The organism is Rhodoferax sediminis, from assembly GCF_006970865.1.
GTDB lineage: Bacteria > Pseudomonadota > Gammaproteobacteria > Burkholderiales > Burkholderiaceae_C > Rhodoferax_A > Rhodoferax_A sediminis.
On sequence record NZ_CP035503.1, the window covers coordinates 23,724 to 38,864 of the forward strand.

General features: G+C 64.6%; 13 protein-coding genes. 6 read left to right on the plus strand and 7 right to left on the minus strand.

The window, feature by feature from the left end; genetic code table 11:
* Nucleotides 1-59: 59 nt before the first annotated feature.
* Entirely contained in the window at nucleotides 60-524 is a 465-nt protein-coding gene (locus EUB48_RS00145; protein ID WP_142816975.1) for a YidB family protein, read from the minus strand.
* A 261-nt stretch (nucleotides 525-785) separates the two neighbouring features.
* Between EUB48_RS00145 and EUB48_RS00150 the strand changes: the two genes are divergently transcribed.
* A complete protein-coding gene (locus tag EUB48_RS00150) occupies nucleotides 786-3,065 on the plus strand; it encodes a nitric-oxide reductase large subunit (RefSeq protein WP_142816976.1) in 2,280 nt (759 codons plus the stop codon).
* 205 nt (nucleotides 3,066-3,270) lie between these two features.
* Here the strand turns inward: EUB48_RS00150 and EUB48_RS00155 are convergent, their stop codons facing one another.
* Nucleotides 3,271-4,011, minus strand: coding sequence for a 16S rRNA (uracil(1498)-N(3))-methyltransferase (locus EUB48_RS00155; RefSeq protein ID WP_142816977.1), 741 nt, complete (start codon nucleotides 4,009-4,011; stop codon nucleotides 3,271-3,273).
* A 69-nt stretch (nucleotides 4,012-4,080) separates the two neighbouring features.
* Nucleotides 4,081-5,211 (minus strand): aminoglycoside phosphotransferase family protein, encoded by a 1,131-nt coding sequence (locus EUB48_RS00160; protein ID WP_142816978.1) that lies wholly within the window; start codon nucleotides 5,209-5,211, stop codon nucleotides 4,081-4,083.
* A gap of 106 nt (nucleotides 5,212-5,317) precedes the next feature.
* Between EUB48_RS00160 and EUB48_RS00165 the strand changes: the two genes are divergently transcribed.
* The 3 genes from EUB48_RS00165 (at nucleotide 5,318) to rsmA (ending at nucleotide 10,021) form a co-directional block, all read left to right on the plus strand.
* Complete coding sequence (locus tag EUB48_RS00165) at nucleotides 5,318-7,702, plus strand: LPS-assembly protein LptD (protein ID WP_142816979.1); 2,385 nt, start codon at nucleotides 5,318-5,320, stop codon at nucleotides 7,700-7,702.
* Between the two features lie 32 nt (nucleotides 7,703-7,734).
* Nucleotides 7,735-9,111: a peptidylprolyl isomerase gene (locus EUB48_RS00170; protein ID WP_142816980.1), complete on the plus strand. Its 1,377-nt coding sequence runs from the start codon at nucleotides 7,735-7,737 to the stop codon at nucleotides 9,109-9,111.
* 124 nt (nucleotides 9,112-9,235) lie between these two features.
* Nucleotides 9,236-10,021: a 16S rRNA (adenine(1518)-N(6)/adenine(1519)-N(6))-dimethyltransferase RsmA gene (gene rsmA / locus EUB48_RS00180; RefSeq protein WP_142816981.1), complete on the plus strand. Its 786-nt coding sequence runs from the start codon at nucleotides 9,236-9,238 to the stop codon at nucleotides 10,019-10,021.
* Between the two features lie 92 nt (nucleotides 10,022-10,113).
* Here rsmA and EUB48_RS00185 read toward each other — a convergent pair whose 3' ends face one another.
* The 4 genes from EUB48_RS00185 to EUB48_RS00200 form a co-directional block, all read right to left on the minus strand.
* Nucleotides 10,114-10,335 (minus strand): hypothetical protein, encoded by a 222-nt coding sequence (locus EUB48_RS00185; RefSeq protein WP_142816982.1) that lies wholly within the window; start codon nucleotides 10,333-10,335, stop codon nucleotides 10,114-10,116.
* On the minus strand, nucleotides 10,314-10,739 hold the full coding sequence (locus EUB48_RS00190; RefSeq protein ID WP_077561718.1) for a barstar family protein: 426 nt from the start codon (nucleotides 10,737-10,739) through the stop codon (nucleotides 10,314-10,316). Before EUB48_RS00190 ends, EUB48_RS00185 begins: the two co-directional genes overlap by 22 nt.
* 64 nt (nucleotides 10,740-10,803) lie before the next feature.
* Complete coding sequence (locus EUB48_RS00195) at nucleotides 10,804-11,208, minus strand: guanyl-specific ribonuclease (protein ID WP_142816983.1); 405 nt, start codon at nucleotides 11,206-11,208, stop codon at nucleotides 10,804-10,806.
* Between the two features lie 155 nt (nucleotides 11,209-11,363).
* Entirely contained in the window at nucleotides 11,364-13,673 is a 2,310-nt protein-coding gene (locus EUB48_RS00200; protein ID WP_142816984.1) for an NADP-dependent malic enzyme, read from the minus strand.
* 132 nt (nucleotides 13,674-13,805) lie between these two features.
* Between EUB48_RS00200 and EUB48_RS00205 the strand changes: the two genes are divergently transcribed.
* On the plus strand, nucleotides 13,806-14,477 hold the full coding sequence (locus EUB48_RS00205; RefSeq protein ID WP_142816985.1) for an amino acid ABC transporter permease: 672 nt from the start codon (nucleotides 13,806-13,808) through the stop codon (nucleotides 14,475-14,477).
* 10 nt (nucleotides 14,478-14,487) lie between these two features.
* Nucleotides 14,488-15,141: an amino acid ABC transporter permease gene (locus tag EUB48_RS00210; RefSeq protein WP_142816986.1), complete on the plus strand. Its 654-nt coding sequence runs from the start codon at nucleotides 14,488-14,490 to the stop codon at nucleotides 15,139-15,141.

Consider the following 15,141-nt stretch of genomic DNA (forward strand, 5'->3'; position numbering starts at 1 on the left):
TGCCGCCCGGGATGATGGGTCAAAAGGCCTTCCAGCCCTTATCCATTGGGCGTCGTCAGCTACGATTTATGTAGCAAACCGCCCAGCATACCCATCAGGTCCCCCGCATTGCCCAGGCCGCCGGCCGGGGCCTGACCGTTGGGCGTGAGGTGGTTCACCAGCCCGGGCAGAATATTCGACAACTGGCCGGCCGCCTCATCGGGGCTGACGCCCAGTTTCGCCGCGATGTTGGAGATCGCACCCGAGCCGAGCACCTGCGTGAGCTGGTCGCCCGTCACCGGCTGGTTCTGGCCGTTGCCGATCCAGGAGCCGACCACATTGCCAAGGCCGGCCTGTTCGAACTTGGAGATCAGGCCGCCCAGACCGCCGTGCTCGCCGTCGTTGCCGAGCATGCCGGTCACGGCCTGCAGCAACTGGGGATTGCTGGTGACCATGCCGATCAGACTGCCCAAGCCGCCGCCTGCACCGCCCTGCGCCTGTTGTCCGCCTGTCATTGCACCTATTACCGAATCAAGCAAGCCCATGATGTTTCCTTGAAAAATGAATTGAACGACCCGCTACGCATTCTGGACGCCGCGCTGGCGGGCTGCAAGCCGTGCCGGTTTTTTCGCCGCATCAGCGGGAATGCAGCCACCCAGCGCCCCGGCTGAAGTCTAGGGATTACCCTGATATTGATGTAGATCAAGGGGTCTTCTTAAAGATTCAAAGAAAATGCATCTTATTGGGTCGATCGACAGAGATCAGGTCCGCCGTATTTTTTAACTCAAATGAAACAGGATATTTCCATGCACGCCACGCGCAAACTATGGACTTGGTTAGCCGTCATCTGTGTTCTTTCCTTTGCCGTCCTGGGCTGGGTCGGATCCGAGATTTATGTCAAGGCCCCGCCCATCCCTAACCAGGTCGCCAGTACTCAGGGCAACGTTGTGTTCTCAGCCGGGCAGGTGCAGCGCGGCCAGGAAGCCTGGCTGTCCGCGGGCGGCCAGCAACTGGGTACCGTGTGGGGGCATGGCGCCTACCTGGCGCCGGACTGGTCTGCCGACTGGCTGCACCGCGAGGCGCTGGCCTTGCGCGAGATCTGGGCGCAGCGCGACTACCGCAAGTCGTTCGGGCAGCTCGACGCCGGGCAACAGGGACGACTCAACGCCCTGCTGAAGGTCGAGATGCGGCGCAACACCTACGACGCCGCCAGCGGCGTCATCACGCTCTCGCCCGAGCGGGCCGAGGCGGTGCAACAACTGGCACGCCACTACAAGGGGCTGTTTGGCGAGGCACCTGCGCTGGACAAGCTGCGCGAGCAGTACGCCATGAATGCCAACTCGCTGCCCGACCCGGTCGATCGGCAAGCCCTGGCCGCCTTCTTTTTCTGGAGCGCCTGGTCGGCCGCGACCGACCGCCCGGGGGACACCGACCTGAGCTACACCAGCAACTGGCCGCACGAGCCACTGGTGGGCAATACGCCGACCGCCGGCACCGGCATCTGGTCCATCGCCAGCGTGCTCCTGATGATTGCTGCGATCGCCGCGATGATATTTTTCCACGCCACCAGCAAGGAGCAGGGCGACCCGACCCCACCCAAGGCCGATCCGCTGTTCGACCTGAAGCCGACGCCCTCCATGCGTGCGACCCGGAAATACTTCTTCGTCGTGATCGGCCTGATTCTGGCCCAGGTCGGCATGGGCGTGATCACCGCGCACTATGCCGTCGAGGGCAAGAGTTTCTTCGGGTTCCCGCTGGCCGAGGTGCTGCCCTACGTCGTGAGCCGCACCATCCACACCCAGTTTGCGGTCCTGTGGATCGCCACCGCCTGGCTGGCCACCGGCCTGTATATTGCGCCGGCCATCTCGGGGCATGAGCCCAAGTACCAGAGGCTGGGCGTCAATGTGCTGTTCTATGCGCTGCTGTTCATCGTGGTCGGCTCCACGGTCACCGGCTGGCTCGGTACCCTGCAGCACTTGGGAAGCAACTTTGGTTTCTGGGTCGGCAATCAGGGGCTGGAATACACCAGCATGGGCCGTGTCTGGCAAATCCTGCTGTTCATCGGGCTGCTGTTTTGGGTCACCCTGCTCGGGCGCGGCCTGCTGCCGGCGCTCAAGAAGCCTTCCGAGAGCCGCGGCCTGATCGCCATGGTGTTTCTCGCGGCGCTGTGCATCGGCGGCTTTTATGCCACTTCGCTGGTCTGGGGCCAGCACACGCACTATTCGATCATCGAGTACTGGCGCTGGTGGCTGGTGCACCTGTGGGTCGAAGGCTTCTTCGAGGTGTTTGCCACGGCGGTCATTGCGCTCCTGTTCACACGCCTGGGCCTGATCCACGCGGCCACCGCGAATGCCGCGATCGTGCTGGAAACCATGGTGTTCCTGTTCGCCGGCATCCTGGGCACGCTGCACCACCTGTACTTCACGGGTACGCCGACCTCCGTCATCGCGATCGGCTCCATGTTCTCGGCGCTCGAGGTCGTGCCGCTCGCCATGATCGGCATCGAGGCCTGGCGCAACTACCAGCGCTCGAAGGCGGCGCCCTGGGTGCAGGCCTACAAGTGGCCGATCCTGTGCTTTATCGCCGTCGGCTTCTGGAACGTGGTTGGCGCCGGCGTGCTGGGCTTTTCCGTGAACACCCCGATCGCGCTGTACTACATGCAGGGCATGAACCTGACCGCCGCGCACGGCCACGCTGCGCTGTTCGGCGTCTACGGCATGCTGGGCATCGGCCTGCTGCTGTTCTGCCTGCGCGGGCTCTCGAGCCCTGCTGCCTGGTCGGACCGGCTGCTGCAGCCCATGTTCTGGTCGCTGAATATCGGACTGGGCATGATGGTGTTCATCTCGCTGGTGCCGGCCGGCATCTACCAGGCCTGGGCCAGCATCACCCAGGGTGTGTGGTACGCGCGCTCGGCCGAAGTCGTGCATTCACGTCTGATGGAAACCTTCGTGTGGTTGCGGGTGCCCGGCGACATCGTGTTCTCCATCGGCGTGTTCTGTCTGGCGCTGTTTGCATGGCGGCTGCTCACCGCTGGCCGGCGTGCGCCGGGACAAGCGATATCGACAGGGCGCCCCATCAAGGTTTGACCGCCGCAGGCGCCGCCGTCGGTGTCGCCTGCGTTATGACGGCGCGCACACGCCGGGGCGGGGCGGCCGCCCACTTCACCACGCCCGAGCAGCTGCTGGCGCCGCCGCGCATCCGCTGAGCGCGTGCGCCCGCGCGTATTCAGCATTGAATCGGGCGCCAGCCCCTACAGACTCTGCGCAGACAGCTATTAAAAGAGAAGCAACCCTAGAGCGTGAGGGCGGCCAGCACCGCCAGCGGCGCGGTCTCCGCACGCAGCACACGCGGGCCCAGCGTCACCGGCAGGAAGCCGGCGGCCAGCGCGGAGGCCTCTTCGGTCGATGTCAGCCCGCCTTCCGGGCCGGACAGCAGGGTGACGGGGCCGGCGCCACCATTCGCGGCCTCGGCTAGCCGCTGCGCGTCGGGGCGCAGCGACAGCAGCAGGCGCGTGCCGCGCACCGGCGCGTCGGGAGGCGCGGCGCGGCCGGCCTCGCTGGCCAGCCACTCGGCCAGGCTTTGTGCATCGTGAATCTGAGGTACGCGGTTGCGCCCGCACTGCTCGCAGGCGGCGCTGGCCACGGCGCGCCAGTGCGCCAGTTTTTTTCCGGCGCGCTCGCCCTTGAGCTTGAGCACGCTGCGTTCGGCCAGCAGCGGCGTGATGCTGGCCGCCCCGAGCTCGGCAGCCTTCTCCACCAGCCAGTCCATGCGCTCGTTGGCGCTGATGGCGGCCAGCAGGTGTACGGTGCGCACCGCTTCGCGCTCGACAGCGTGGTGCGCGCCGACGGCCACCTGCACATCGCTGCGGCCCATGCGGGTCACGCAGGCGTCCCATTCGCCGCCCGTGCCGTTAAACAGGGTGATGGCGTGGCCCGGCTGCAGGCGCAGCACCTGCACATGGCGCGCGGCATCCGGGGGCAGGTCCAGCGGGGTGCCGGTGGCGAGCGGCACGGGGCAGTAAAAGCGCGGCATCAAATGGGGTGAGCTATCAAAAGAAGAGCAGGCTACGAAGGCAGGGTATGGACCGCAGCCGCTTTTTCTTTAAACCCGGCCATACGCGTAACCCGTGGCGGCCTGGGTGCCCTCGACCTTGTCGATCAGCCGCAAGAGCGGCGTGAGCTCGCGGTAGCGGCCCGCCGTGGCGCGGATGTAGCCGATGAAGCGCGGCGCATCGGCCAGGTACTTGGGTTTGCCGTCGCGCAGCGTGAGGCGGGCAAAGATGCCGGCCACTTTCAAATGACGCTGCAGGCCCATCCATTCCACGCTGCGGTAGAACGCGCCGAAGTCGCTGTGCCAGTCCTCGAAGTCCATGAGGCCGGCCTGGCGTGCCTTTTCCCAGTAGCGGATGGTGATGTCGAGCACGAAGTCTTCTTCCCAGCTCAGGAACGCGTCGCGCATCAGGCTCGCAATGTCGTAGGTGACGGGGCCGTAGACGGCGTCCTGGAAATCGAGCACGCCGATTTGCGTATCGGCGGCCGGCGTGGGGGCCATCAAGTTCCTGGGCATGAAGTCGCGATGCACATAGACGCTGGGCGCGGCCAGGTTGCGTTCGACGATGGTGGCAAAGGTCTTGTCCAGCGTCTCGCGCAGCGTGCCTTCCACCGGCACGCCGCGGTGCCGCGCCAGGTACCAGTCCGGGAACAGCGCCAGCTCGCGCTGCAGCAGCGCTGCGTCATACGGTGGCAGCACGCCGGGGCGCGAAGCGCGTTGCCACGCCAGCAGCGCATCCACCGCCTGCAGGTACAGGCCCTGGTTGGCCTGCGGCCGCTCGCGGTCGATCATGTCCATCAGGGTCTGCGTGCCCAGGTCGCTCAAGAGCAAGAAGCCGCGGGCTTCGTCCCAGGCCAGGATATGCGGCACGTTCAGGCCGGCGTCCAGCATCAGGGCGGCAACCTTGACGAACGGGCGGCAGTCTTCCTGCCCGGGCGGCGCATCCATGATGATGAAGGGGGTGCCAGTGGCCGAGTCGATGCGCAGGTAGCGCCGAAAGCTGGCATCGGCCGACGCCGCGCGCAGTGTGGCGCCTTGCAGCTGATACGGCGCCGCCAGGCCGGCCAGCCAGTCGTGAAAGGCTGCCTCGCGCTGTGGGTCGGGCCAGGCCACGGCGCCAGGACCACTTGAGCCAGGTGCAACAAAGGGTGACGGCGCGGGCGGGGAGTTAAGTGGGCTCATGGATAATCCATTCTACAAACCCGGCCCGCTGCCGACCGACCGGTTTGCCGGTTTTGTTTCACCTACTGCTGACCCGACAGACTCGCCTGATGGACCCCTTGATTTGATGGACGACCCCAAACGCCGGGCACTGCGCTGCCGTTTCGTCCTCACGCCGGTGGCCTGGGTCGCGTGCGCGCTGCTGCACGGCTTGCCGGCGCGGGCCCAGGCGGTGGACGACGCGCCACTGATCCTCAAGCGCAGTACGCTGCTGCAGGAGAAGATTCCCGAGGCGACGCGCCAGCAGCTGCCGACGTTCGTGTCGGGCGAGCACCTGTCGGGTCAGACGGATCTGGACACCGAGGTGCAAGGCAACGCCGAGCTGCGCCGCGGCGACACGATGATCCGGGCCGACCGGATCGACTACAACCAGCCCGAGGATCTGGCCCGCGCGCATGGTGATGTTCATGTCAACCGCGCCGGCAACGTCTATGAGGGGCCGGTGCTGGAGCTCAAGCTCGACGCGTTCGAAGGCTTCTTTACCCAACCCGACTACCGCTTTCTCAACAACGCCTACGGTCATGCCGAGCGGATCGACTTCATCGACGACAAGCACTCGGTCGCGCACAACGCGACCTATACCACCTGCCAGCGCAAGCCGGGTCCGAGCTGGATGCCTGACTGGATTTTCAAGGCCACCACCTTGCAGTTCGACACGGATGAAGATGTGGGCCGGGCCGAGGGCGCGCAGCTGCGCTTCATGGACGTGCCGATCCTGCCGTTTCCGGATATGAGCTTTCCGCTCAGCGACAAGCGCAAGTCGGGCCTGTTGCCGCCCACCCTCGGCGTGAACAGCGTGAACGGCATCGATCTCGTGCAGCCGTACTACTGGGACATCGCACCGAACCGGGATGCGACGCTGTCGCCGGAGCTGATGAGCCGGCGCGGCCTCAATCTCGGCGGCGAGTTCCGCTACCTCGAAGCGCCGTACCGGGGACAGATCAGTGCCAACTACATGCCTACCGACATGCTGCGCGATCGTGACCGCTGGTCTTATGCCACCACTGACTCGGGCACCATCAACACCGGCATTTCCAGCATCGGCAACCTGGGTTTCAACGTGAACCTGAACCGGGTCAGCGATGACAACTATGCGATCGACTTCCCGCATGCGCTGCCCTCGCTGATCCAGCAGGTGCTGCCCAACGATGCGTCGCTGTCGTGGGCCCAGGGCCATTTTTCCGCCACCGCACGCACCCTGAAATGGCAGACGCTGCAGGAGGTGGGCTCGCCCATCACACCGCCGTATGACCGGCTGCCGCAGTTGACCGGCGCGTACACGCGGCTGGATGCGGGCGGCTTCGACTTTTCCCTCACGGGCGACTACACGCAATTCAGCGCCGACTCCAGGCTGACCCTGCAGCCCAACGCCAAGCGCTCGTATGCGCTGGCGCAGATCAGCCACCCGTGGCAGGCGCCGGGCTGGTTCGTGACGCCCAAGCTGCAGCTCAACGCCACCAGCTATGAGTTCGACACCCCGCTGACCAATGGCGCCAGCACGGCCTCGCGCGTGCTGCCCACTTTCAGCCTGGACAACGGTCTGGTGTTCGAGCGCGACGCCAGCTACTTTGGCCGCAGCTTTCGCCAGACGCTGGAACCGCGCGCGTTCTACGTGTACACGCCGTATCGCAACCAGGGCCTGCTGCCCAATTACGACTCGGCGTTGAACGACTTCAATTTCGCCACCGTCTATACCGAAAACGCATTCAGCGGCAACGACCGTATTTCTGACGCCAACCTGCTCACGCTGGGCGTCACCACGCGGCTGCTCGATCCCGATACCGGGGCGGAGGCGGCCCGCTTCGGGGTGGCGCAGCGCCTGCGCTTCAAACAGCAGCAGGTCACGCTGCCTGGCGGCACGCCGGACCCGGCCGGTGTGAGCGACCTGCTGCTGGGCACCTCGATCAACTGGACGCCTCGGTGGTCGCTCGACGCCTCGGGCCAGATCAACCTCAAGACCCACGAGTCGCTCAGCTCCTCGATCGGTGGCCATTACAGCCCCGGCAGCTACCGGGTCGTCAACGCCTCCTATACGAAATACATCGACCCCGTGACGCCGGCCAACTCCAGCACCCAATGGGACCTCAGCTGGCAATGGCCGATCAACGACCTGTGGGGCGACAAAGGCAAGAACCTGGGGCCGGGGCTCGGGCAGGGCGAAGGTCGCTGGTACAGCGTGGGCCGCCTGAACTACAGTATGCTGGACCACAAGCTGGTGAATACCGTCATGGGCCTTGAGTACGATGCGGGCTGCTGGATTGGGCGCATCCTGGTCGAGCAGTTGAGAACCAGCACCCTGACCACCAACAAGAGCGTCCAGTTCCAGCTCGAGTTCGTGGGATTTTCGCGCCTGGGCTCGAATCCGACACAGACGCTGCGCACAAACATCCCGGGCTACGATTACCTGCGCCAGCAAACCACCACGCCCAGCCGCTTTGGCAATTACAACTGATGCACCATTCCTTTTACTCCAACGCCTCCACCATGCTCCAACGCGTCCTCGCCCTCATCCTGGCCGGCCTGATGACCTGGATGGCCCCGCCCGCCCTGGCTCAGGGTTTGCGCCCGTCACCCCAATTGGGTGCTGGCTCGGGCCTGCTGCGCGTGCCGACGCCGAGGCCGGCGTCCAGCGCACCGCGCCAGGCCGACTACATCGTGGCCGTGGTCAATTCCGAGCCCATCACCAACAATGAGGTGCAGGCGCGCCTGAAGCGCATCGAGCCGCAACTGGCGCAGCAGGGCGGGCCCATTGCGCCGCACAATGTGCTGGTGCGCCAGGTGCTGGAGCGCCTGATCACTGAAAAGGCCCAGCTGCAGCAGGCCAAGGAACTGGGTCTGAAGGTGGACGAGGCCAGTGTCGACCAGGCCGAGCAGAATGTGGCGCGGCAAAATCAGGTGGATGTGGCCACGCTGCGCACCAAGCTGGCAGGCCAGGGCATCGAGCTCAAGCGGTTCCGCGACGAGTTGCGCAACCAGATCCTGCTGTCCAGATTGCGCGAGCGCGAAGTCGATCCCCAGGTCAAGGTGACAGACCTCGACGTCGATCAATTTCTCCACGAGCAGCAGGGCAGTACCGATGGAAGCGGGCTGGAGATCAACCTGGCGCAGGTGCTGGTGGTGGTGCCTGAGGGCGCCAGCGACGCGCAGGTCAAGGCACTGCAGGCGCGCGCCCAGCAGGTGGCTGACCGTGCGCGTGCGGGCGATGATTTTGCCGCCCTGGTCAATGAATACTCCGGCGCCAGCCGCGGCAACGGCGGGCAGATGGGGCTGCGCGACGCTGCACGCTACCCGGCGCTGTTTGTCGAGGCGACGCGCAATGCGCCGATCGGCGGCGTCGTCGGGCCGGTGCGCTCGGGCGCCGGTTTTCATATCCTCAAGGTGATCGACAAGCAGCGCGCGGACATGCCCGCGACCGTCACGCAAAGCCATGCGCGCCACATCCTGCTGCGTACCGGAGCGCAGATGAGTGAGGCACAGGCGCGCGAGCGGCTGGCCGATTTCAGGAAGCGCATCCTGGCCAAGCAGGCCGACTTCGCCACGCTGGCGCGCGAGTATTCGCAGGATGGCAGCGCGCGCGAGGGCGGCGATCTGGGCTGGTCCAACCCGGGCCAGTATGTGCCGGAGTTTGAAAGCGCCATGAACAGCCTGGCGCCGGGCGAGATCAGCGAGCCGGTGACCTCGCGCTTTGGCGTGCACCTGATCCAGTTGCTTGAACGGCGCGATGTCAAGCTCACCGATGCGCAAAAGCGCGAGGTCGCGCGCAATATCCTGCGTGAGAAAAAACTCGAGGAAGCCTACGCCACCTGGGCGCAGGATCTGCGCGGGCGCGCCTACGTCGAGTACCGCGATCCGCCCCAATGAATGTGGCCCCCACGCTTGCCACTGCGTGTGCTGCGCTGCCCCCCGAGGGGGCTGGCCTTGCTTGGGGCGGCCCTGCGCGGCGGCCGATAGCTCCCACGCTACGACCGGGCTCGGCGGTACAAGGATGAAGCACATTCCGCGCAAGCGCTTCGGCCAGCATTTCCTGACCGACGCGGCCGTCATTGAGGCCATCGTGCGCGAGATCGGGCCAAAGCTTGGCCAGGCCATGGTGGAAATTGGCCCCGGTCTGGCAGCCCTGACGCAGCCGCTGGTGGAGCGCCTCGGCCAGCTCACGGTGATCGAACTAGACCGCGATCTGGCGCAGCGCCTGCGTGCGCACGGCCAGCTCACGGTGATCGAAGCCGATGTGCTGAAAGTGGACTTTGCCCTTGTCGCACAAGCGCAGACAGCTATCGAAGCAATAGCAAATGGCAAACCCCGGCTGCGCGTCGTCGGTAACCTGCCCTACAACATTTCAACCCCGATCCTGTTCCACCTGCTTGGCTTTGTGGACGTGATCGAAGACCAGCACTTCATGCTGCAAAAGGAAGTGGTCGAGCGCATGGTGGCGCGGCCGGCGAGCAGCGACTACGGCCGCCTGTCGGTCATGCTGCAATGGCGCTACGCGATGGAAAACGTGCTGTTCGTGCCGCCGCAATCGTTCGAGCCGCCGCCGCGCGTGGACAGCGCCGTGGTGCGCATGGTGCCGCGGCAAAACCCCGCACCGGTGGATGTCGGGCGCCTTGGTGAAATCGTCCAGGTGGCGTTCAGCCAGCGCCGCAAGTTGCTGCGCCATACGCTGGGCCGATGGCTGCAAGAGCAGGGCTTTGCCGGTCAGTTCGACGTGCAGCGCCGGGCCGAGGAAGTGCCGGTAGACGAGTATCTGGACCTGGCGCTAGCGCTGATGTGACCCGTGCGGTCATGTAAAAAGCCCGTCATCGGACGGGCTTTTTACATGGCGGGGCTGATCCCGCCCCGGATTTGTGCCGGTCCCCTGACGGCTCAGGCCGCGGCTAGCCAGTAGCCCGAATTGAACGGGCTGCTCATGCGCAGCGCCAGCGGAGAGATGTCCACCAGCAGGTCGGTCGGCATTTTCTCGCCCGACTCGGTTGTCAAATCGATGCCGGCCGGCGCGTCGCCGCCCTTGCCGTCGCTGTTTGCCTCTTTCGCCCGTTCTGCTTGGCTGGTGTGTGCAGAACGGGCTACAGAAAAGAATAGAAGCATCTGAAGGGTATTTTTCGATCCCCCCAGTAATCTGCAGCGTCGCGGAAGATGTCCAGCAGCTGCTCGCGCGCCTCCTTGTCAAACTTGCCGTTGGCCGGGATGTGCTCGAGCACAATGACGAAGCCGGGCTGCGGCCCCGACTTGTGCAGCGGGTCGGTCATGCAGTCGTAGAGCGCATCAAAGTTTTTGCCGAAGTGGGCCGGAAACGTGAATTGCTGGGCGATCAAGTCCAGCACGTCCTGTTTGCTCTGGGCGCTGGCGAGGTTGGCGTACAAGAAGTGCTGACCCAGGTGCTGGGCAGCGTCCTGCAGTTCCTGCACCCGGAAGGCGCGGATCGACTGCACGATGTTGGTTCTTACGGTACGAAGTGGTGTATCCATCTCCGCTTCTCTTTCTATAGTCATAAATCCAATCCGGCCTTGTGGGCCGGCACCCCAGTTTTTCAGGCTGGTTCAAAATGCCGGATCGTCATTCGACGATCCGGCGAAAACTGGCGTAATGGTCGCCCGTGTAATAACAGGTGTCGGGCGCCTGCACACGGCCGCCACACACGATGCGCCGGGCACCGCGGTCACGCGCATAGGGCGTTTTCACCGTGTACTCGTGGTAGTAGCCGCGCCTTTGCGCCGGCAGCTGCCGCTCGCGATTGCCAAACACCCCACCGTCCTTGTCATACGGAAACGGCCCGCCCTGACGGATCAGCTGGTAGGTTTCGCGCCCTTGTCGTGGCAACTCGGCAACTGAAACAGTCGGCAGCTTATCCACTTGCAGTGGCTGTCTGGCATGCACCAAAGTGGTGCCACACAGTGTCGCTGCCAGAAAAATACAAGCGAGTCCTGATTTACTTGTTCTGATGGTTGCGGCTCGCAACATTGAAATACGCCTTTCGGAAACTCCGGGTTAACCCGGAATTTCAAGCCGCTAGTGTGCCGCAAGTGTTTCGGAAATGCAAGCGGCTGCCCAAATTTTGGGCAGCCGCAGAGAGCGTTTTAGGGCTAAAAAGTTAGTGCTTGCTGTCTAAAAACAGTTTATCGCGAAGCATTGGCGTCCGCTACGGTCAGGGCCGTCATGTTGACAATGCGCCGCACGGTGGTGCTGGCCGTGAGGATGTGCACAGGTTTGGCGGCGCCCAGCAATACCGGGCCGATGGCGATGTTGCCGCCCGCCGCCGTTTTGAGCAGGTTGTAGGAAATATTCGCGGCATCGATGTTGGGCAGCACCAGCAGGTTGGCGTTGCCGGTCAGGGTGCTGTTGGGCATGATGGCGTGGCGGGCCTTGCCGTCCAGCGCAACGTCGCCATGCATTTCGCCGTCCACCTCCAGCCAGGGTGCCTTCACGCGCAGCAGGTCCAGCGTGTGGCGCATCTTCAGCGCGCTGGGCTGATTGCTCGATCCATAGTTGGAGTGGCTCAGCAGGGCGGCTTTCGGACGGATGCCAAAACGCATCATTTCCTCGGCCGCCATCATGGTGATCTCGGCCAACTGCTCGGCCGTCGGGTCGTAGTTGACGTGGGTGTCCACCAGAAACACCTGGCGATCGGGCAGCAGCAGCCCGTTCATGCAGGCGTAGGTGCAGACCCCGGCGCGTTTTCCAATCACCTGGTCCAGGTACTGCAGGTGCAGTGGCGTGGTGCCCCAGGTGCCGCAGATCAGGCCGTCCACCTCGCCCTTTTCGAGCAGCATGGCGCCGATCAGCGTGAGGCGCCGGCGCATCTCGATCTTGGCCATCTGTACCGTGACACCCTTGCGCTCGGTCATGCGGTGGTAGGTCTGCCAGAAGTCGCGGTAGCGATGGTCCTGTTCCACGTTGACCACGTCGTAGTCCAGATCCTGCCTGAGCCGCAGGCCGAACTTCTCGATGCGCAGGGCAATGATGGCCGGGCGGCCGATCAGCGTGGGGCGCGCCAGGCCTTCGTCCACCACGATTTGCGCCGCGCGCAGTACGCGCTCTTCCTCGCCCTCCGCGTAGGCCACGCGCTTCTTGGGGGCCGCCTTGGCGACCGCGAAGATCGGCTTCATCGTGGTGCCCGACGCGTAGACAAAGCTTTGCAGCCTGTCGCGGTAGGCCGTCATGTCCTGGATCGGGCGCAAGGCCACGCCGCTGTCGGCGGCTGCCTGCGCCACCGCCGGCGCAATGATCATCATCAGGCGCGGGTCGAAGGGCTTCGGGATCAGGTACTCCGGCCCGAAGGCCAGTTGCTGGCCGGCATAAGCGGCGGCCACCACTTCGCTCTGCTCGGCCTGCGCCAGTTCGGCAATCGCGTGCACTGCGGCAATTTCCATCTCGACGCTAATGGTCGACGCGCCCGCGTCCAGCGCGCCGCGGAAGATGTACGGGAAGCACAGCACGTTGTTGACCTGGTTCGGGTAGTCGCTGCGCCCCGTGGCCATGATCACGTCGTCGCGCGCGGCATGGGCCTCTTCGGGCGAGATTTCCGGGGTCGGATTCGCCAGCGCGAGGATCAGCGGACGCGCAGCCATTTTTTTCACCATCTCGGGCTTGAGCACCCCGCCCGCCGACAGGCCCAGGAATACATCGGCGCCTTCGATGATCTCGCCCAGCGTGCGTGCCGTGGTTTTCTGCGCAAACTGGATCTTGTCTTCGTCCATCAGCTCGGTGCGGCCCTCGTAGACCACGCCCGCCAGATCGGTCACGTAGATGTTCTCGCGCGGAATGCCCAGTTTGAGCAACAGGCCCAGGCAGGCCAGCGCCGCCGCGCCTGCGCCCGAGGTCACCAGCTTGATCTTTTTCGGGTCCTTGCCTGCCACCTTGAGACCGTTGAGGATCGCGGCGCCGACGCAGATCGCCGTGCCGTGCTGGTCGTCGTGGAACACCGGGATCTTCATGCGAGCGCGCAGCTTGCGCTCCACATAAAAGCAGTCGGGCGCCTTGATGTCTTCCAGATTGATGCCGCCGAAGGTCGGCTCCAGCGAGGCAATGATGTCGACCAGCTTGTCCAGGTCGTGCTTTTCGTTGATCTCGATGTCGAACACGTCGATGCCGGCAAACTTCTTGAACAGGACCGCCTTGCCCTCCATCACGGGTTTGGCCGCCAGCGGGCCGATGTCGCCCAGACCCAGCACCGCCGTGCCGTTGGTCACGACCGCGACCAGGTTGCCGCGGCTGGTGTACTTGAAAGCCGTGTTCGGGTCCTTGACAATTTCCTCGCAGGGTGCGGCCACGCCGGGCGTATAGGCCAGCCCCAGGTCGTGCTGGTTCAACAACTGCTTGGTGGCGGCAATGGCGATCTTGCCGGGGGTTGGAAACTCGTGGTATTCGAGCGCAGCGCTGCGCATTTCGGCGCGGTGTTCGTCGGTGTTGACCGGGGTGCTGGGCATACGGTGTCTCCGTCGGCTTCTGTAAGGGAGGTTCATTGTAGACCGCGCTATGCAGCGCCCCGGCACGGAAATCCGCCGCAAAACGGGACGCCGGCGCCACAGGCGCTACCATTGCCAAAACCCGTTTCAATCGTGAACTACACATTTCAATTCGGCGCGGTCTTTGCCGCCTGGCCGCTACTGCTCAAGGGCACGTGGATCACGATCCAGTTGTCCGTCCTGGCGATGCTGGGCGGCCTGGCGGTCGCGATCGCTTGTGCCTGGGGCAAGACGGCGGGGCCGCGCGCGCTGCGCTGGGTCATCAACACCTACATCGAGGTGATCCGCAACACGCCCTTCCTGGTGCAGTTGTTTTTCTTCTTCTTTGCGTTGCCGGCCATCGGCTTGCGCTGGTCGGCGCACACGGCGGCGCTGACGGCGATGGTGGTCAATCTGGGCGCTTACGCCACCGAGATCATCCGCGCCGGCATCGAATCGATCCCAAAGGGCCAGATCGAAGCCGCGCTGGCGCTCAACCTCAAGCGCCACGAGATCTTCCGCTTCGTCATCCTCAAGCCCGCGCTGAAGGCCATTTTCCCGGCGCTGACCAGCCAGTTCATCCTGCTGATGTTGAGCTCGGCCGTGGTCTCGGTGATCTCCGCCGACGACCTGACATCGGTGGCGGCCAACCTGCAGTCGCAGACCTTCCGCAGCTTCGAGATCTACATCGTGGTAACCGTCATCTACCTGGTGCTGGCGCTGTCCTTTTCCGCCCTGTTCAAGCTGGTCTACCAGTGGGGGCTGAGCTACCCCGACCGCCGGTAACCCTCACACCATGCGCACCTTCGGCACCCCCGAATTCCTGTTCATCCTCGAAGCCGCCCGCTGGACGCTGGCGCTGTCGGTCATCGCGTTCATTGGCGGCGCCATCGGCGGCCTGGCCATCGCGCTCAGCCGCACGTCCGATGTGGCGCTGCTGCGCGCCATGTCGGCCGGCTTCATTCAGCTGTTCCAGGGCACGCCGCTGCTGCTGCAGCTGTTCCTGATCTTCTTTGGCGCGCCGGTGCTCGGCTTCGATATCAATCCATGGATTGCCGCGGGTACCGCGCTGGTGCTCAACAGCAGCGCCTTCCTCGGGCAGATCTGGCGCGGCTGCATCGAAGCCGTTCCGCGCGGTCAGTGGGAAGCGGCCGAGGCACTCAGCCTGTCGTACCGCTCGCGCATGCGCGACGTGGTTCTGCCGCAGGCCCTGCGCATCGCGGTGGCCCCTACCGTCGGCTACATGGTGCAGATCATCAAGGGCACGTCGCTGGCCGCGATCATCGGTTTCACCGAAGTCACGCGCGCCGGCCAGATCATCAACAATGCCACCTTTCAGCCGCTCGTCGTGTTCAGCGTCGTGGCGGCCATTTACTTCGTGCTGTGCTGGCCGCTATCGCTGCTTGCTGCGCGAATGGAACGCCGCCACAAGGCGGCGCTTGCACGTTGA